This window comes from Candidatus Symbiopectobacterium sp. NZEC135 (assembly GCF_025962695.1).
The window spans coordinates 44,325-63,151 of record NZ_JAGFPF010000017.1 but is presented as its reverse complement, the minus strand read 5'-3'; the positions used below and the strand labels follow the sequence as shown (position 1 = coordinate 63,151).

Genomic DNA, 18,827 nt, shown 5'->3' with positions numbered 1-18,827 from the left:
CTTTGATAATCAATTGCATCATGTAGCGCGTTTTGCCCGATAGCGGGCGGGTAATGGAATGATGAAATAACAGGATGCGCGATGAAGCGGCTAACACTATTGACTCTGGGATGGGTGCTGTCTGCACCGGCGTTTGCACAGCCACAATTGCCTGAAGTGGTTATCAAGGATGTGACCTTGGTGCCCGGCAATACCGTGAGAGTGGGCAATGCCATTAACGCCCTTTTTCGTATTTCCACGCTGGGGAATGGCACGACGGATTTATGGCTTAATGTCGATTGCGATACCGGCCAAAAAACACACCTGTTTGCCAGTATTACCCCTCCCGTACCAAACCGGCCAAGCGTTCGGGTCTATGGCGCGGGCTCACTGGCGCGTTATGTCCCCGGCATGCCGTTCGAGCCTGAGGCGGACAGCCCCTACAGCACCAACCCGGCACTGAATGTGTGCCAACAACAGGTTCCGATCCCCAAATGGGTTGCGCTTGCGAAAGCCGATGCTCAGGGTAACCGACCCTTTATTGATGTGACCAACAGTGCGCGAGAGGGCGATCGGCTTCAGGTGCGTCTTGCAACGGACTACGCGCGTATCCATCAAGATGAGAAATACCTCGCGCCCTATTCCGTGAAAATAACGGATAAAGTTTTTGACTGCGCACGGGATAAGGGCCAAACCCTTAATCAGTTAGCGTTGGATAATCAGGGGCACATAACGGATAGCCAGTCTGAAGCAAACCCTGCATTCACTGCGCTTTCTGCTGAGGAAACCGCGCTCGCCAAAAGGCTTTGCGCGGTTAACGATATTCGCCAGCTTAGCGGCGACGGCACGCTGACATGGCGTGAAAAGCCGATGGCGGAGGAGTTGCCGTTACGACCTGATTTTGCGCAAAACGATCCGGCTCCGATTCAACGCCATTCACTGCCACAGAGCGTGACGGATACGTTGAAACAGGCGCTTGCAGCGCCGCCATTGCGCCCGACATTTAAGCGCCTGAGCTATTCCCAAAAATCACCGGGCGAGGATCTCGCCGCGTTTGTGGTGCAAATGGATGTCCTACCGGACGGAACCGTACTGACGTTGGATAAAATGACGTTGGGTAGCGTGGTGTTTTATTCACAGCATGTCCGTCTGTTTAATATCGTGGACGTTAAGAAATGGGACTCGCTGGCAGAAAAACCGGTGATCAGCAATTCGTTGGAAAACACGTTTGTTCTGCCTCCGGCGGCGGGCACGGAGTATCGCTGGAAGAATAGCCAGAGCGATAACAAATCGACCGGTCAGCAGTGCCGTTCAGATAACGCATGGCGCAGTGCCGCAGCCATTAGCCCGCATTTTCCCGGTCGTTATCTGGAATTCACTTGTACTGACGATCGCGGTGATGGTCGTCCGATGAGCAGTGATTATGCTTATCTTGAGGATCTGCACGTGTTTATTCGTATCGGTTATCACGAAGCCGGTGAGAAAAAACGCTTTGCCTTTGACGATGTAACGCTGGTGAAGTGATCGGTTTTGGCGCACGTTCCCGCTTGAACGAGGGACGTGCGCCAACGTCATTAACGCACGGCACTCAGCACCTTGTCTAACGACCCGACCAGCCAGTCGATATCCTGTTCCTGAAACGCCAAGGGGGGACGCAGTTTCAATACGTTGCCATAAGGGCCCGCCACCGAGGTCAGCACGCGCTCGGCTCTCAGGCGTTCGATCACATCCAGCGCCAGTGCTTTGTCAGGGGTTTTGGCGGCGCGATCGCTCACCAACTCGAAACCGATAAACAGCCCAGCTCCGCGCACATCGCCTACGCATTCATGGCGATCGGCAAGGCGTGCCAGTTCTTGTCGCAGTTTTTCGCCAACAATCAGGCTGTGCTCCTGTAATTTCTCTTCGCGGATCACGCGCAACACCGCCTGCGCTGCCGCCATGGAAACCGGGTTGCCGCCAAAGGTGTTGAAATAGGGGATTTCATCGCTAAAGGCAGCCAACACATCGGCTTTGGCCAGCAGGCCAGACACCGGAATCCCGTTACCCATTGGTTTACCCAGCGTCACCACATCTGGCACGATGCCGTGGCGCGCAAATCCCCAGAAGCTGTCGCCGGTGCGTGCAAATCCCGGTTGTACCTCGTCGGCGATAAAAATGCCGCCGTTGGCATGCACCACATCGAGTGCTGGTTTCAGAAAGCCTGCCGGCCCTGGCAGCACGCCATCAGAAGAGAAGATCGAATCGACCAGCAGACCCGCGAATTTGATGCCATGCGCTGCCATGTCGTCTATCTGTTTTTGGATCTCATTGGCAAACCAGACGCCTAAATCGGGCGCATTAACGCGGTAACGATCGGGGGGCGGCACCAGACGAGTGGTGGGCGCGAGCGGCTGGCCGCTGCCCAGTGCCGGTGATGCCCCGGAGGTCAGTTCGCTGGTGCCGTGGTAGGCCTCCTGACTGACGATGATGCCGGTGCCGCCGCTGTAGGCCTTGGCAATACGGATCGCCAGATCGTTGGCTTCCGAACCGGTGCACATGTACATCGCTTTATTGATGTCGTCAGGCACGGTCGTCAGTAGATCGGCGGTGTAATCCAGAATGCGTTCATGCAAATAGCGGGTGTGGGTATTGAGCTGGCTCATCTGCTCATGCACTGCGGCGATGACGGCGGGGTGGCAGTGCCCGATGCTGGCGACGTTGTTGTAGACATCCAGATATTTATCGCCTGCCGCATCCCACAAGTATTGCCCTGCACCGCGAACCAGATGCACGGGGTTGCGATAAAACAAACGGTAGGATTCGCCGAGCAGTTGGCTGCGCTTATCCGTCAGTTTGCGCGTTTCGGCATCCAACGCATCCGCGTGTTCTGCGCGAAAGCTATTGGTATCCATAATAGTTGAACGTGTTGCCATGATGACTCCAAATTTCGGTTAAGCACACTATTTCGGTTAAGCACCGTATTTCTGTCAGACACCGTGCATAAACAGGATGGGAATAGCTTACGCACTAACGGGATTGAAAAGCAACTAAATACACAAATACATTTAATTGCACTTTTTTGATGCGTATAAAACACCAAAAAAGTGCAATTCTTCACACCTGATCTTGCATTACTACTTTCCTACCACACCACAGAAATTGAACAACGCCTTGTTTTATTAGCCTATAAAACCTCATAACATAAGCTTCTTTACGGGTTGGCATGATTAGTGCTTAAAAATACACAGATGCAAAATAACGCACAAATAAACGCAGAATGTGAAATGCACAAAAGTGCTCACTTTCTCAGGGCTACGCCACCGAGTTATGACTTCCGCAACCATTAAGGGGAACATTTATGAAACGTTTTTCATTACGCCGTACCAGTCTGATGGCGGCATGCGCCTTTGCGACCCTGATGGGAGCCGCACAGGCAGGCACCATCACGGTGTATACCTCGTTGGAAGAGGATGAAATCAAGGATTACGTCGCACAGGCGAAGAAGGACATGCCGGATGTCACCGTGAATGTGTTGCGCTTGTCGACGGGCGATCTCGGTCCGCGCATTTTGGCAGAGGCCAAGAACCCACAGCATGACGTAGTCTGGGGATGGGCGCTGACCAACGTGATGGACCCGCGCATTTCCGCGCTGCTGGAGTCATATGCTGCCAAAGGCAGTGAAAAGCTGGATGAAACCTATCGCGCGCCGGATAACAAATGGTTTGCGGCCACCGGTTACATGGCGGCGTTCTGTGTGAACACCGAAGCGCTCAAAGCGAAAAACCTGCCGGTTCCTGCCACCTGGCAAGACTTGACCAATCCGATTTACAAAGGCGAAGTGGTGATGCCGAACCCGGTTTCATCCGGTACGGGGTATCTGCAAATCGCCGCGCTGCTGCAATCCAAAGGGGACGAAAAAGGGTGGGAATTCCTCAAAACGCTGGATGGCAATATTGCGCAATACACCAAGTCCGGCTCTCGCCCGTGTAAAGCGGCGCGCACCGGTGAATACGCCATTGGCGTGTCGTTGGCGTTTGCCGCGATGCAATCTATCGAAGAAGGGTATCCGGTCAAAATGGTCATTCCCAGCGATGGCGCAGGCTATGAGCTGGAAGCCTCTGGTTTGATGGCGGCATCAAAAAATAAAGCCGACGCCCAGCGTTTCCTGGATTGGACCTTATCCAACAGCGCCGCGACGCTGTACACCAAATACAAAGAGATTGTCACCATCCCCGGCGTCGAGCAATCGAAAGCCGCCAAGTTGGCGGGCTTGCCTGCCGATCTCTCCAGCGTGTTGTTCCCGGTTGATTTCGCCAAGAGCGCCAAACAGCGCGATGCCATTTTGGAAACCTGGCAAAAGGCGATTGGTCGCTGATAACAAACTGTTGTTTTCTCTACCAACGCTGGCTGTCAGGCCAGCGTTGAGGCCGTGGTAATACAAGGCGTCTTTGTACGAGACGTTGTTTAAAGAGGGTAGTAAGTACATGGCGCTGGTGATTCAGAATCTCTATAAAAGCTTTGACGGCCACGTAGCGCTCGATCGCATTAACTTGTCGATTGAGAACGCGGAGTTTGTTTGTTTACTCGGACCCAGTGGCTGTGGAAAAACCACGCTACTGCGGATTATCGCCGGATTGCTTAGCAGCGATGGCGGAAAAATCAGTCTGGATGGTCGCGATTTGATTAATGTGCCCGCCCGCGATCGCGGGTTTGGCATTGTGTTCCAGTCTTACTCATTGTTTCCGCACATGACCATTGCGCAAAACATCGGTTATGGGCTGAAAATTCGTCACACGCCGGAGGCAGAGATTCGCGATCGCGTCAACAGCCTGTTGGACACGGTGCGTCTTGGCGGGTTTGGCGATCGTTATCCTAATCAGCTTTCCGGCGGTCAGCAGCAGCGAGTGGCGATAGCGCGCGCGTTAGCCGTCAATCCGTCGTTGCTGCTATTGGATGAGCCGCTTTCCGCGCTGGATGCACGCGTGCGTGCCGGATTGCGTCAGGAGCTGCGTGAAGTTCAACAACGGTTAGGCATTCCCACGCTGATGGTGACTCACGATCAGGAAGAAGCCATGAGCATGGCAGATAAAATTGTCTGTATGCAGGGTGGTCTTATCGTGCAGGAAGGCACGCCGCGCGAGCTGTATACCGCACCGCGCACCCGCTTTGTGGCTGAATTTATGGGGCACAGTAATCTGTTGCCCAAAGCAACGGTCCAGCAGTGGATGCCGGAACTGTTACAGACCGCTGCGCCCGAGAATGCCGAACTGTTTATCCGCCCTGAACGCATCGCCATGGCGAAAGCGCCCGATGCCGAGGGGCAGGTGGTGAGCACCAGCTTTTTGGGCAGCATTCAGCGGGTTGAAGTGCTGTGGAAATCACACCCGTTGCTGGTGGAAACCAGCAGTGCCCTTAACTGGTCGGCGGGCGATCGCGTTACGCTCTCCATTGCTGCGCAAGATTGCGCCTGGGTGCAAGCATGAGTTATTCACTCCTTCCTCCGCAAACGGCGGCTGACCGCTGGTTATCCCGCCTCTGCCTCTACCTGCCGCTGGCGGCATTGCTGGCGTTTTTTGGCGCGCCGATGCTCAGCATTCTGTGGCACAGTCTGCTCGACGATCGTAGTGGCACGTTTGGTGTGTCGAACTATCTGGCGCTGATGAATGCGCCGGGCGTGTGGCGCGCGATGTGGAACAGTCTGGTGCTGGGTATTGTTACCACGCTGGTGACGCTGGCACTGGGGTTTATCGTCGCGTATGGGCTGGAATGCACGGCTATGCCCGCCAAACGTTTTATCTCTTTTGCCACGTCGCTGCCGGTATTAGCGCCCTCGTTGGTGCTCGGTCTCGGGCTGATTTTTCTGCTCGGGCGTAATGGCATCGTGGGAAACCTGCTTGGCGTGCGCCTCAATATTTACGGTTTTTGGGGATTGCTGATCGCCAACGTGCTGTATGCCTTGCCGCAGGCAATTTTGATCATTCGTGTCACGCTGCGCCAAAGCGATACCCGGCAGTATGAGGCGGCGAACGTGCTGGGCGCCACGGACTGGCGGCAGTTTTTGGACATCACCCTGCCGGGCGTGCGCTACGGCATACTGAGCGCGGCCTTTGTGGTGTTTACCATCACCATCACCGATTTTGGTAATGCGGTGGTGATAGGAGGGGATTTCTCGGTGCTGGCGACGGAGATTTACAGCCAGGTCAGCGGGCAAATGAAGTTTGGCATGGGGGCCGTGGTGGGGATTCTGTTATTACTGCCTGCGGCGGCATCCATCTGGATCGAGCGTGCCGCTTCACGTCGCCAGAAAACCATCGGCACGTCCTCCGCCATTGCGCATGTTCCTCAACCGTTGCAGCGCCGCGATATTCCGTTTTATTTGGTGAATATGACCATCGCGCTGTTGATTGTAACGGTGATTGCCACAGTGGTGATTGCCAGCATGATTCGCCTGTGGCCTTATCGCTTGGATTTGACGCTTAAGCATTACAACATCGATCTTGCCGGGGGGTATGCACCGCTCTGGACATCCATCTGGATCTCGGCGTTAGCGGCAGTTATCGGCACGCTGCTGCTGTTTTTGCTCACGTTTGGCATTCGTCGCCAGCCGGGGAAAAGTGCGGATTTTGCCGCGTTGCTCAGCGCGCTGCCCGTGGGCGTACCGGGGCTGGTGCTCGGGCTGTCGTATGTGTTCACGTTTAACACCGCCGATCTGCCGTGGGGGATGCTGTATGGCTCGGCAATTCTGGTGGCGCTGTGTAACTACTACCACTATCACACGCAGGGTTACACTACGATGATGATGGGGATGCGTAATGTACCCAACGCCATGGAGGATGCCACCACCGTGCTGGGCGGCGGCGTGGTGCGTATCCTGCGCGATGTGTATTTGCCTGCCATGCGATTGACCCTGATCTCTGTCGCCATGTTCCTGTTTATGCGTTCCATGGTAACCCTTTCGGCGGTGATTTTTCTGGTGACGCCATCGCTACCGCTTGGAGCGGTAACCGTGATGCGACTGGACGAAGCGGGTTTCACCTCGCAGGCAGCGGCTTTTTCTACGTGCATTATGGGGATTGTCGCTATAATGGCGCTGCTGCTTCATCTCTTGACGGCGAAACGCCAATGACCGCCGTTTACGCCTTTACGCCAGAGAATCACTATTGATGCTAGAAGAGACTCGCTTACACCGTATCCGCGCGCTGCTGTCCACATTGAATCGGGTCAGTACGGAAAAAATCATCCAGCATCTCGGTGTCTCGCGAGAGACGGTGCGGCGCGACATTCTGAAGCTGGAGTCCATGGGGGCATTACGCCGCGTTCATGGTGGGATTGTCGCAACATCGCTGGAGCCGGAACCGCCGCTGTCGGTGCGCAACGCCGTGCGTGAAAAAGAGAAGCAGGATATTGCTCGCGCTGCGGTGCAGCAGCTTAGCGCTGGGCAAACGCTGTTTATTGATGCGGGCAGCACCACGGCGTTGTTGGCAGATGAGCTACTGTCGATGCCCGGCATGACGGTGGTAACCAACAGCCTGAACGTTGCGCTGAAGCTGACTACGGCGGAATCGACGATGCACCATGAGGTGATTCTGCTTGGCGGCCATATGGGGCCGTCGATGCAGGCCACCAGCGGTGATTTGACGGTGAGCGAGATCCAGCGCTATCGCGCTGACGTTGCGCTGTTGTCACCGGTGGGGATCACCAGCGCTTCGGGTGCCAGCAGTTTCGCACACCATGAAGCCGCCATTGCTCGTGCCATGGTCAAGAATGCCAAAACGCGGATTATCCTGGCGGATAACAGCAAGATAGGTGTCACCAGCCGGGTGATTTACGCCACACCGCAGGAAATCGATATCATCATTACCGATGCAGGCTCGGTAGCTAAACCTGAATGGGAGCTGCTTCAGACGCAGTGTGCCCACGCCATCGTGGCGTGATCGGCAACGGTTTACACCGTTGCCGGGACTTCCGCGTGTTGCAATGCTTCTCCCAATGCCTGTCTGTGTGCCAGTAACGTTTGGCTGGTGCGATCGCGCGGGTAGGGCAGTGAAATTGGCAATAGCGCGCTGATGCGACCCGGTCGGTGCGACATCACGACCACTCTGTCGGCTAGGAACACTGCCTCTTCCACGTCGTGGGTTACCAGCAGAATAGTCAGCGTGGTGTGACGGCGGATCTCTGCCAGTCGATGCTGTAGCTGCTGTTTGGTCATGGCATCAAGCGCACCAAACGGCTCGTCGAGCAACAGAATTTTGGGGCGTGAGGCTAACCCCCGTGCGATGGCAACGCGCTGTGCCATGCCGCCTGACAACTGATGTGGCCAGGCATTGGCAAAGTCTTCTAATCCCATCATTTCAAGGTAGTGCGCAATCTGCTGTTCGGATTGTGCGGCGGAAAGGGGCAGGTTAATCATCCCCAGACGAATATTTTCCTTCACGCTCAACCATGGGAACAGGCGTGGTTCTTGAAACACCAGACTGACGTCAGGGTGAATACCCGTCAACGGTTGCCCATCAATGGTAATGGAACCTTGTTGCGACTGCTCCAGCCCGGCGGCCAACCGCAATAATGTCGATTTGCCACACCCACTGCTGCCGATAATGGCGACCAGTTCGCCGGGTGCCAACGACAGCGAGACATCCTGCAACACCGTGAAGGGCTGATGTTGTACGGTAAATTGCTTGGTAATGTGATGAAATTGCAAAGGCATGACGTCTCCTTAATGTCGGTTACTGGAAGCGCCAGGCGGTCAGGCGACGTTCAGCGAAGGTGATCAGGCGGGAAAACAGTGCGGCAACTAGCGCGATCAACACCACGCCAGCAATAATCCGATCGGATGCCAGCAATTGTTGAGCACGAATCATCATGCCCCCCAACCCCGCGCCAGACGGAATAAAATATTCAGCACCAATTGCGCCTGTCCAAGCGTGCATCAGCGCCAGCCGCAGGCCGGAAAACACCGGTGGCATCACCGAGGGCAGCACCAACTTGCTTAAGATGCGGTATGGCGAAAGACGCAGTACATAGGTGGCTTCACGCAGCGTTGGCGGTAATTGAGCAATCCCCTGACGCGTGGCAAGTAGCAGAGGAAAGAAGGCGGCGACAGACACAAACACCACCTTGGAGGTGTCATCCAGCCCGAACCAAGCGGTGATCAGCGGCAGCCAGGCGAAGAGGGCTACGCTGCGCACGGCGGAAAGTAGCGGGTTAAACAGCCGATCGGCGAGCGGCAAACCACCGAGCAGGGCACCGGCGGCGATACCAAGCAGGCTGCCGAGCAGAAATCCTTGCAGTGCGCGTGTCAGGCTGGCAAGCAGATCGGTGAGTAAATCCCCCTGGGTTAATCCATTGACCAACGTCTCAACCACATGCTGTGGTGCGGGCAGAAAGGCGGTGTTAAACCAGCCAAGCTGGCTGCCCACGCTCCACAACAGCAATAGCGTTAGCGGCGCATACCAGGGCGTTAATGAGGTGAAGGCAACACTGGGACTGAGGCTGTCTCGCCCTAATACCGGCGCGGGCCAGTGAATCCAGCGTTGCTCCAGCCTGAGCAGCAGCCGTTCTCCCACATACCCGCACAGGCCGATAATCAGAATGCAGACAAACACAAAATCCAGCATAAACAGCTGGCGGCTTTGTACCAGCAGGTAACCCAGCCCTTCACTCGAGGCGAGCAGTTCGACGGCAATCAGCGACACCCAGCCCTGTGAGAATGCCAGCCGGATGCCGGTCATTACGTAAGGTAACATCGTGGGGATAATCAGACGACGTAGAAATAGCGTGGGAGGAAGACGCAGACTGCGTGCCATCTCATACAGCTTTTGCGGCGTTTGTTGAATACCAGCACAGGTGTAAAGCGTTACCGGAACGGTGATAGATTTGATCAATACCGCTAGCTTTAGCGCTTCTCCGATACCCAACAGCAGCATCAACAGCGGGATCCAGGCCAGCGTAGGAATTTGCGCCACCACGGTGAACAGAGGCATAAACAGCGAATGACTGCGGCGGTGTAAACCGAACAGGCAACCCAATAACAGACCGCACAGGATGCCGCCACCAAGGCCGATAAATAAGCGTGCCAGGCTGATGGGCAACTGGTGTAGCAGTTCTTCGGGGATAAAGGTTAATGCGCCGCTGGCAACGGTTAGCGGGGAAGGCAGGATCTGTTCTGACATCCACTGATGGCGGCTAGCCAGCCACCACACGGCGAGCAGCAGCAACGGGACCAGCCAGGCGCTGTAACCGGTGTCGGAAAAGCGGTACGGTAGGGGGGAAACCGCCCCTGTCCGTGGAGCCTGTTGAGGGATCATCATGCTGGCGTTCCGCGTGGGCTATTTCTGGGTCAACAGGGAGAGGCGCGTAATCCCTGCCTGCTCCACATCGGCCAACAGCGCGGCAACCTCGCCGTAGTTGGCCTCTTTGTCTGCCTGCACCTGCACCACCAGATTGGCATTATTGGCTTTGGCCTGTTGCAAGTGGGCGGATAACCGATCGCGTGGGAAAGGATCTTTATTGATAAACAACTGCTGCTGGGCATCAATGCTGATCACCAAGGGATCGGTTCGCTCGGCAGGTGCGACGGCCGCGGTTTTTGGCAACTGCACCGGAATCGCATTGGTCAACATCGGTGCCGTGACGATAAACACCACCAAGAGCACCAGCATCACGTCTACCAGCGGGGTAATGTTCATTTCACTCATCATGTCGTCATCGTTACGGGAGGCGAAAGCCATATCACACCACCTCCCTGATGTTTTTTACGCTATAAGGCGTAGCGGATGGCGGTGTTACCTGAAAGTCGTGTGCCTGCAACAGGCTGAAAATATCGTGGGCGAAATCATCCATATCTGCCACGGCCAGTTTCAGACGACGCAAAAAGTAGTTGTAAATCAGCACCGCAGGAACGGCGACGGCAATACCAATACCGGTTGCAATCAGGGCATTACCGATGGGGCCCGCAACGGTATCCAGACTGGCTGAGCCGGATAGCCCAATGTGTTGTAGTGCTGCCATGATGCCCCACACTGTCCCGAACAGGCCGATAAACGGCGATGTGGTCCCGATACTGGCCAGCACGGCAAGTCCGGTTTCCAGCGTGCGGCGCTCGCGTTGGATCTGCTGTTGCAATGCGCGTTCTACGCGATCGGGCAGATGAAGCCCGAGTGTGAGTTTACCGTTTACGGGTTGTGGCGCTTGCAGTGCTGCCTGAGCGAGGTTCGCAAAGGCACCTGTCTCAGTAAGACTGTGGCTCAGCGAGTGGCTCAGATCGTCCTGTTGCCAAAAAAGGGCACGAAATTGCTGAGCGCGCCGCTGTAAACGGCGGTATTGCAGTAGTTTTAATACACCGAGCGTCCAGGTCAGCACGGAGAACAGCAGTAACAGCAGAATAACGCCCCCTTCAGGGGAAAGGAGTTCTACGTGTCCGAAAGTCATAACCACTACCTCATGAATTAAGCGAAAAATCGACGGGAACCACCACCCAACCGCTGACAGCCTGGCTGCCACGCTGTGCCGGAACGAAGGACCAGCGCAGCACCGTGTCTCGGGCGGCGTTGTCCAGCGCCGGATAGCCGCTGGATTTTTGGATAGTTAACGTTTGTACCTTGCCATCGGGACGCACCTGAACATTCAGCAACACCGTACCTTCCTGACCACGACTGATCGCCACCTCAGGGTAAGGCGGTGGAGGGTTGCGCAGGTAATCGGCGTTCGCCAGCGGCGGCGTCAGGGGCGCTTCCTGTGCTGCGCGGGTGACCGGTGCGGTCGTGGCGCTTGGGGCGTTGCTCGTCGATGCGACAGGTTCCTGCCGTACGGGCTGCGGTGTGGGCTTACGTTTGGCCGGTACCGCTTTTTTGACGGGCGGCGGTGTTTTCTTTTCCGGCGGCGCGGGCGTAATCGCATCTTCATCCACCGGTTTTACCGCATCCTCGGGTTCTTGCGGCACAACCGTTTCAGGTAATACGGTCTCTTCTGGGGGGGCGGTTTCTGCAATGCTAGGGGCAGGTTCTACACTGGGCGTCGCCGCCACCAGTTCCACGCTCACGGGCTGTGGCTGTGCAGGCACCGTAACCGGCATATCCGCTGCACGTGCCAGAAGCGTCAGCACGATCGCATGTAGCATTACAATGAAGAGCGCAGCCACTATGCGCTCTGGCTTAGAGCTATGCAGTATCGCTAACTGTTGCAAACGAAACCCTGCCAGAGAGGACGATGTCAACGGCACCTGAGCAACGTCATAAGAATACGGGCCACTGTTATTATCGGCATACACGAGTTGCGTCATGAATAATGACTCCTGACCGCGTTAATTTATCTATAGTCCGATTTTTCTCACTCACTCATTAATGTCAAAGCATGTATTTGCATATGGATATGCATTAATGCGTTTATTTATGAGGTGTGTTATTTTTTCGGGGCTATTTATTACCCATGCAGCGTAAGGGAAATAATTACGTTATTGCTAATGCATTCTTGGCATAGTTTTATTTCACGCGTTGCATACCGGATGAAAACCACCGTAACGCCTGATTTATCTGATTAGTTAACATAGAAATGCGTTTTTTGTATTAGTCAGTTTATTTGTCAGCGTTTACATCTGACAGGGAAATAATGTGATGCGATAGCGTGTTGTTCTATTAACAGCGACGCTGTCGCCGCGACAGATAGGGAAAATACCATAACGTTTGATGCAATGTTTCATGACAAGAAACGTTATGCGGGAAATTACAACCATCGGATATATAAATATGACAAGACGGGGAAGAACGTGGGCATTGGCCGGGCTGTTGGCATTTGGGCTGGCAACTGTAAGTGACGCATTGGCGCTGACCGAAATTCGCATTGCCGCGCCCGATATTGGCGCAGGCAGCAAACCCAGCGGCGGCGGATTACTGGATGTGATTCATAGTCAACAATTGCTGGAACATGAATTTGCCAAAGACGGTATTACGGTGCGCTGGACCTTTATCAAAGGCGCTGGGCCCATTATCAATGAAGCCTTTGGTAACCATCAGGTCGATGTGGCGTATCTGGGGGACCTGGCCAGTATCATAGGCCGTGCACGCGGGCTGGATACGCGTGTGATCGCCGTGGCATCACGAGGTATTAATCACTATCTGGCGGTAGCCAAAGGCTCCGGCATCACGCAACTTGCCGATCTTAAAGGGAAACGTGTCGGCCTGTTTCGCGGCACGGCCGCCGAGCTGTCGTTTGTGAACGCACTGGATTCACAGGGGGTAAAACCCGCCGATATCAAAATCATTAACCTGGATTTTGCTGCGTCCAGTGCGGCGTTGGCGGCTGGACAAATTGATGCCACCTGGGGCGGCAGCAACACGCTCTCTCTGCGCGACAAGGGGCTGGCGGATATTCCGCTCTCAACGCGGGACTTGCAAGGGGCTGGGCAACTGAGTGGTTTCGTGCTGGCGGATGGTGCTTTCGCCAATGCGAATCCAGATATCATCAAACGCTTCGTGAAGGTGCAGAGAGAAGCGGCGGCTTGGGCAAGCGATGATAAAAACAAAGATGCTTTCATTCGCCTGCTGGCAACCCAATCTGGCTATCCGGAAAATATTCTGCGCGTGGAGTGGGATACCTTGCCCCCGTTATCAGAGCGGCTGTCTCCTGAGCTGGATGCCCCCTATGTAGCAAAATTGAAAAAAGCAGTAGAACTGGCCTATGAGACGCGCCTGATTCGCCAACCTTTTGATGTGGATAGCTGGCTGGATAAAAGTCACCTGCAAGCCACGCCCTGATTTTTTCGGTTCCTCATTTTTCTATTACGCCCTTATTGCCGTGGCATTCACGGCAATAGGCACCCTTTTGTCTGTGCGGAGTCACACATGATGTTTACCAAGAAGTCGCTATGGCTACACCCGGCATTAATCGGTTGCGCGCTGGCGGTTCCCGTTAACGCGCTCGCGGCTGACAACGATACGTCCGAATCAGCCACCACCACTCCCGCGCCTGCCTCGGCGGTTCAGCTCAAGCGCGTAACGGTCAATGCGCGCCGGGCACAGTCGCAGCCCCCTGCGACGTTGGCCTCTGTGATCGACGGTCAAACGTTGGAGCAGGAGCGGCTATATCGCTTTGAAGATTTGTCGCAACTGGTCACCGGCCTGGATATTGATGCGGTGGATGCCATGGACACCACCGTCACCATTCGCGGCATTGGCGATGGTGGCGAGAGCGGCACCAATATCGGGATGCCGGGCAGCGTGGGCGTATTTCTTGATGGCGTCTATCTGTCGCGTCCGGGGGCGGTCTCCAACGATTTGTTGGATATCGACAACATTCGGGTCCTGAAAGGGGCGCAAGGGGCCGGGTTTGGCTTCAACACCACCGGTGGTGCTATTGATATTCACACCCGTAAACCCACCTTCAAACCGGAATATGCCCTGGAACAATCAGTGGGACAGCGCGGCTATTTGCAGTCGAGATTGATGGCATCTGGCCCACTGAGCGAGCATTGGGCGGGCAGAATTAACCTGTCGCGCACCGAGCGTGATGGGTTTGTCACCAACGTGCTCAATGGCAACAAACTCGGCGGTAGCACGCGAAATGGGGTACGTGGTCAACTGTTATACCAGCCAAGCGATGCGTTTAGTTTGCGAATCACCGGTGATTACAGTGATATCAAAGAAAACCCGGTGATGACGCTGATCGACAGCTACTCGGTAGGGGGAAGCGATCCTTTCCAAACCAAAGCGGACAGTCTGGGGATCAATACCATCAAAGGGCGGCAGGTAGCGCTTGATGATGAAAGCGAAAGCCGAGTAGCACAAGGTGGTGGCTCTATTGAAGCCAACTGGACGCTCAAGAGCGGTTACACACTGAATTCGCTCTCCTCGCTGCGCTATTTCCGCGTATTGCCGCAATCGGCCGATGCATTGAATATTCCGCTGTATCGCAACAGCGGTGCCGCGGTGCGCGATCGTACCTGGTCGCAGCGTTTGTGGCTAAATTCTCCCAAAGGCGGTGCGGTGGACTATACCGTGGGGGCCGATTATTGGGGTGAGAATCTGGATACCGATGCTCACACCTTCTACTACGACGATTCGCGCGTAACCCAGTGGCTTGGCAGCAGTAGCTATCGCGGCAAGGACATCCAGCGCATAGGGACATTGGACGATACGCTCTACTCGCTGTTTGGCCGTGGTACCTGGCATGCCAATGATGCACTGGATGTGACATTGGCACTGCGTCAAACCTGGGAGACGAAAGAGGGATCCTTTGTGCGCCGTAATCGCGCTAATTTCGATTCCGGGCCGCTGTCTCAGTCTAACCGTCTGCCTTCCGGCATGTTGAGTTTTAACTGGTTTGCCGCGCCGAATGTCACGCCTTATCTGACGTTGGCCTATGGTGAAAAATCGGGTGGGTTGAACGTCTCATCTGGGGCGGCAAAAGCGTTGGGTATCGATTCTCTGTACGTTAAACCGGAAAAGACCCGCTCGGCAGAACTTGGGGTGAAAACCAACTGGTTACAGCGCAAAGTGGAATGGAATACGGCGTTGTTCTGGAGCGTGGTGGAAGATTTCCAGACCAATGCTTATGACGTGGAAACGGATACCAGCTACCTGATTAATGCCGGTAAATTTCGCTCACGCGGTGGGGAAACGCAGTTGACGCTGCGCCCGCTTGATGGGTTAAGCATTAGCATGGCGGGGACGTTACTCGATGCTCGCTATCTCACCTTTAACAATGCCCGTTGCCCGGCAGAGGTGACGCTGGTGTCTGGTGCGCCGGCATCGTGCGATCTGTCTGGTCAGCGCGTGTTTAAATCGCCGCGTTTCAGCTACAACTCGCGGATACGCTATGACTGGCAAACGGCCAATAATCTGGATGCTTTTGTCTCTGGTCAGTGGTCATGGCGCGATTGGTCTTACGGCACCGTGAACAACTCTGCTTTCTCGCGTATTCCGGCCTACGGCATTCTCAACCTCTCCACTGGGGTCAGCGGGAAGCAGGGGGATAACCGCTGGCGTGTCTCGCTGTGGCTGAAGAATGCGTTGGATGAAACCTATTACCGCACGGTGAGAAACGGCGATTACAGTTCCGCCTATGGTGTGTTGGGTGAGCCGCGTACCTTTGGTGTCACCTTTGGCTATGACTTCAAGGGCTGAGGATATGCGTCATTTCTCTTTCTCCCGTCGCCGCTTTTTGCGTGATGGCACGCTGTTGGCGCTGTCTGCGCCGCTCTGGTCACCGGTGCTGGCTCAGCCATTTCGCGGTGACAGCGCGACACATGATGTTACCCCCGTCAGCCTGCGCTGGCTTGATGGGGAGACACCCGCGGCGTTTGCGGGGGTGACCTGGGGGGTTCCCTGGCCGCAAGGCCAGGTAGCGGGCGACAGTGGTTTCCAATTGCGCGATGCGCAGCAGCGCGACTATCCACTGCAAAGCTGGGCGCTGGCTCGCTGGCCGGACGGCTCTCTGAAATGGTCCGCGCACGCGTTGGGGGGCGAACAGCCTCCGGGCATCGGCTTGGCCCTGCGCCCCGTGCCTGCCATAACGGGGGACCTGTCGCACGGCGTGAGCGAAAACGATAACGGCTGGACGGTAGACACCGGGCGTATTCGCTGCCGCATTGCGCGATCCGGCAGTCATCTGATCGATGAAGTCTGGCAAGGGGAGCGACTGGCCTTAACGCGTGCGCGGTTAGTGCTGCGCGTGCAGCAGGGTGATGAATATGCAGAAACGCTGGCGCGACACACGTACCAAAGCCAGATCGACCGCGTGGAGGTTGAACAAAAAGGCTCGCAGCGAACGGTGATCGCGCTGTGGGGGCACCATCAACAGCCAGGAGAAAGCCGAATTCCCTTCGTTATTCGCCTGTATGCCTATGCTGACTCAGCTTCGCTGCGTGTGGTGCATACGTTGATCTACGATCTTGATGAGACGCGGCAACAGTTGGCGGGGATTGGGCTAGCGTTTGATGTTCCCTTGGCAGGTGAATTGCACGATCGCCACGTTCGTTTTGTCTCGGCAGACGGGGGTGTATTTGCTGAAGCGGTGCGCGGTCTGAGTGGGTTACGTCGCGATCCCGGCGCGGGGGCGATCGCCGCACAGCTCAGCGGTAAAGCCACGCCACCGGTAGCCGCGTTCTCTCCTGAAGTCGGAAAGCGGCTGGCCTATATCCCGGCATTTGGTAGCTATCGTTTGACACAGCATCATCCAGATGGGTTTCAGATCCACAAACGCACATCAGCAGGGCAGGGCTGGGTGTTGGCAGCAACCGGCGGACGTGCGGCGGGAGTTGGGTATCTGGGCACGCCGCAGGGCGGCGTTGCCTTTGGCGTTCGCCATTTTTGGCAAAGCTATCCGGCGAGTTTATCGCTGGAAGATGCCCACCGACATAGCGCCACTGTGACCATGTGGCTCTGGTCGCCCTGGGCGGAACCGATGGAGATGCGTGGTTACCATGATGGATTAGGCCAGGAGAATACGGCTGAGCAGTTGGAAGGGTTGGCGATCACCTATGAGGATTACGAGCCGGGGTTCTCCACGCCACAAGGTATTGCCCGCACCAGCGAGCTGTTTATCGATGTACTGCCCGCTACGCCGGATAACGCCCAATTGGTGCGTCTGGCACAGCGGATGCAGCAACCACCGTTGCTGGTGGCGCAGCCTGAGGATCTGGCGCGCGCCCGGGCTTTTGGCCCGTTGTGGTCACCGGCCCGAGGGGATTCGCCGCAGCGTAAACAACTGGAGGGGCAACTCGCTTGGTATTTCGAGCGTTATCAGCAGGAGGTTGAGCAGCGCAAATGGTACGGCTTCTGGGATTTCGGCGATGTGATGCACACTTATGATAGCGATCGTCATGTGTGGCGTTATGACGTGGGCGGCTACGCTTGGGATAACTCGGAACTCAGTACCGATCTCTGGTTATGGTACTACTTTTTGCACAGTGGGCGCGCTGATGTATTTCGTATGGCGGAGGCGATGACGCGCCACACCGGCGAGGTGGATGTTTACCATCAGGGACGTTTCTCCCCGCTGGGCTCCCGCCACAACGTGCGCCACTGGGGGGACAGCGCCAAGCAACTGCGCATTTCGACCGTTGCCAATCGCCGTTTTCTCTATTACCTGACGGCGGATGAGCGCATCGGTGAACTGCTGGATGAACAGGTTGAGGGGGCACGAGCGTTGGCTACGGTTTTGCCAGGACGCAAAATCGGTCAGGTTGCACCAACCGACCCGCACTGGGTCAATTTGGCGTTTGGCACGGACTGGGGTGCTGTAGCTGCCGCCTGGCTCACCGCCTGGGAGCGCCACGGCGATCCGGCTCAACGTGAACGTCTGCTTAACAGTATGCAAACCCTTGCTCGCCAGCCGCACGGCTTTTTTACCGGCAGCGCCGATTTCGATCCCCGTAGCGGGCGTTTTCAGCCTGCACCAGCGGAACAGATTGGCATTTCTCATTTGAGCGCTGTGTTTGGCCTGACGGAGGTTTGCAGTGAACTGCTCGATCTGCTGCCAGATCCTGATTTCACCCGCGCCTGGCTGGACTACTGCCGACTGTATAACGATCCCGCCGCGCTAAGTGCGTTTATTGGTCAGCGGGTGAAAAAAAACAACCTGGCACAAGGCCATGCCCGGCTGACTGCGTTTGCGGCACGCCGTTTAAACGATACGCCATTGGCGCAACGTGCCTGGCGAGAATTTAGCGGCGGGGGCGGTGGCATGGTTGCTGCCGTGGGTCACCTGCGCCACCTCACTCCCCCTGACGTGATGGCACCGCTTGACGAAGTCGCCTTTGATGACGGTGCGCCGCTATCAACCAACGCAGTAGCGCAGTGGGGACTGGCGGCGATCGCGCTACTGGCTCTGCTGGATGAGATCCCCCCTTCACTTTGAGCCTGCCGGTTGAGCAG

14 protein-coding genes are annotated in these 18,827 nt (G+C 55.9%); 8 read left to right on the top strand and 6 right to left on the bottom strand.

The genetic code is table 11. The annotated features are described in order from the left end of the window. Positions 1-81 precede the first annotated feature (81 nt). Positions 82-1,503, top strand: a complete 1,422-nt coding sequence (locus J5224_RS11165; RefSeq protein ID WP_264625453.1) for a hypothetical protein — start codon at positions 82-84, stop codon at positions 1,501-1,503. Positions 1,504-1,553: 50 nt separating this feature from the next. On the opposite strand, the gene J5224_RS11160 is transcribed toward J5224_RS11165, so the two are convergent. Beyond that, entirely contained in the window at positions 1,554-2,891 is a 1,338-nt protein-coding gene (locus tag J5224_RS11160; RefSeq protein WP_264625452.1) for an aspartate aminotransferase family protein, read from the bottom strand. Between the two features lie 425 nt (positions 2,892-3,316). Here J5224_RS11160 and J5224_RS11155 point away from each other — a divergent pair, with 425 nt between their 5' ends. The 4 genes from J5224_RS11155 to J5224_RS11140 all read left to right on the top strand — a co-directional run bounded on the left by J5224_RS11155 (position 3,317) and on the right by J5224_RS11140 (position 7,892). Continuing rightward, the gene (locus J5224_RS11155; RefSeq protein ID WP_264625451.1) at positions 3,317-4,333 is read left to right on the top strand and encodes an ABC transporter substrate-binding protein; all 1,017 of its coding nucleotides are present in this window, start codon (positions 3,317-3,319) and stop codon (positions 4,331-4,333) included. Positions 4,334-4,442: 109 nt separating this feature from the next. Beyond that, a complete protein-coding gene (locus J5224_RS11150; protein WP_264625450.1) occupies positions 4,443-5,441 on the top strand; it encodes an ABC transporter ATP-binding protein in 999 nt (332 codons plus the stop codon). After that, positions 5,438-7,084 carry an ABC transporter permease subunit gene (locus J5224_RS11145; protein WP_264625449.1) on the top strand — a complete coding sequence of 549 codons (1,647 nt, stop codon included), beginning with the start codon at positions 5,438-5,440 and terminating at the stop codon, positions 7,082-7,084. The genes J5224_RS11150 and J5224_RS11145 overlap by 4 nt, the downstream gene beginning before the upstream one ends. 37 nt (positions 7,085-7,121) lie before the next feature. Continuing rightward, positions 7,122-7,892, top strand: coding sequence for a DeoR/GlpR family DNA-binding transcription regulator (locus tag J5224_RS11140; protein ID WP_264625448.1), 771 nt, complete (start codon positions 7,122-7,124; stop codon positions 7,890-7,892). Between the two features lie 11 nt (positions 7,893-7,903). Here J5224_RS11140 and J5224_RS11135 read toward each other — a convergent pair whose 3' ends face one another. Genes J5224_RS11135 through J5224_RS11115 form a run of 5 tightly spaced genes read right to left on the bottom strand, consistent with a single transcriptional unit; the run spans position 7,904 to position 12,238 of the window. Beyond that, positions 7,904-8,665, bottom strand: coding sequence for an ABC transporter ATP-binding protein (locus J5224_RS11135; RefSeq protein ID WP_264625447.1), 762 nt, complete (start codon positions 8,663-8,665; stop codon positions 7,904-7,906). Positions 8,666-8,684: 19 nt separating this feature from the next. Further along, entirely contained in the window at positions 8,685-10,265 is a 1,581-nt protein-coding gene (locus J5224_RS11130; protein ID WP_264625472.1) for an ABC transporter permease, read from the bottom strand. A 21-nt stretch (positions 10,266-10,286) separates the two neighbouring features. Further along, positions 10,287-10,688, bottom strand: coding sequence for an ExbD/TolR family protein (locus J5224_RS11125; protein WP_264625446.1), 402 nt, complete (start codon positions 10,686-10,688; stop codon positions 10,287-10,289). A 1-nt stretch (position 10,689) separates the two neighbouring features. Beyond that, complete coding sequence (locus J5224_RS11120) at positions 10,690-11,388, bottom strand: MotA/TolQ/ExbB proton channel family protein (protein ID WP_264625445.1); 699 nt, start codon at positions 11,386-11,388, stop codon at positions 10,690-10,692. Between the two features lie 10 nt (positions 11,389-11,398). Beyond that, complete coding sequence (locus J5224_RS11115) at positions 11,399-12,238, bottom strand: energy transducer TonB (protein WP_264625444.1); 840 nt, start codon at positions 12,236-12,238, stop codon at positions 11,399-11,401. Positions 12,239-12,701: 463 nt separating this feature from the next. Here J5224_RS11115 and J5224_RS11110 point away from each other — a divergent pair, with 463 nt between their 5' ends. The 3 genes from J5224_RS11110 (at position 12,702) to J5224_RS11100 (ending at position 18,810) form a co-directional block, all read left to right on the top strand. Beyond that, the gene (locus J5224_RS11110; RefSeq protein ID WP_264625443.1) at positions 12,702-13,709 is read left to right on the top strand and encodes an ABC transporter substrate-binding protein; all 1,008 of its coding nucleotides are present in this window, start codon (positions 12,702-12,704) and stop codon (positions 13,707-13,709) included. 87 nt (positions 13,710-13,796) lie between these two features. Further along, positions 13,797-16,076 carry a TonB-dependent receptor gene (locus J5224_RS11105; protein WP_264625442.1) on the top strand — a complete coding sequence of 760 codons (2,280 nt, stop codon included), beginning with the start codon at positions 13,797-13,799 and terminating at the stop codon, positions 16,074-16,076. A 4-nt stretch (positions 16,077-16,080) separates the two neighbouring features. After that, positions 16,081-18,810 carry a Tat pathway signal sequence domain protein gene (locus J5224_RS11100; protein WP_264625441.1) on the top strand — a complete coding sequence of 910 codons (2,730 nt, stop codon included), beginning with the start codon at positions 16,081-16,083 and terminating at the stop codon, positions 18,808-18,810. Positions 18,811-18,827: the final 17 nt, after the last annotated feature.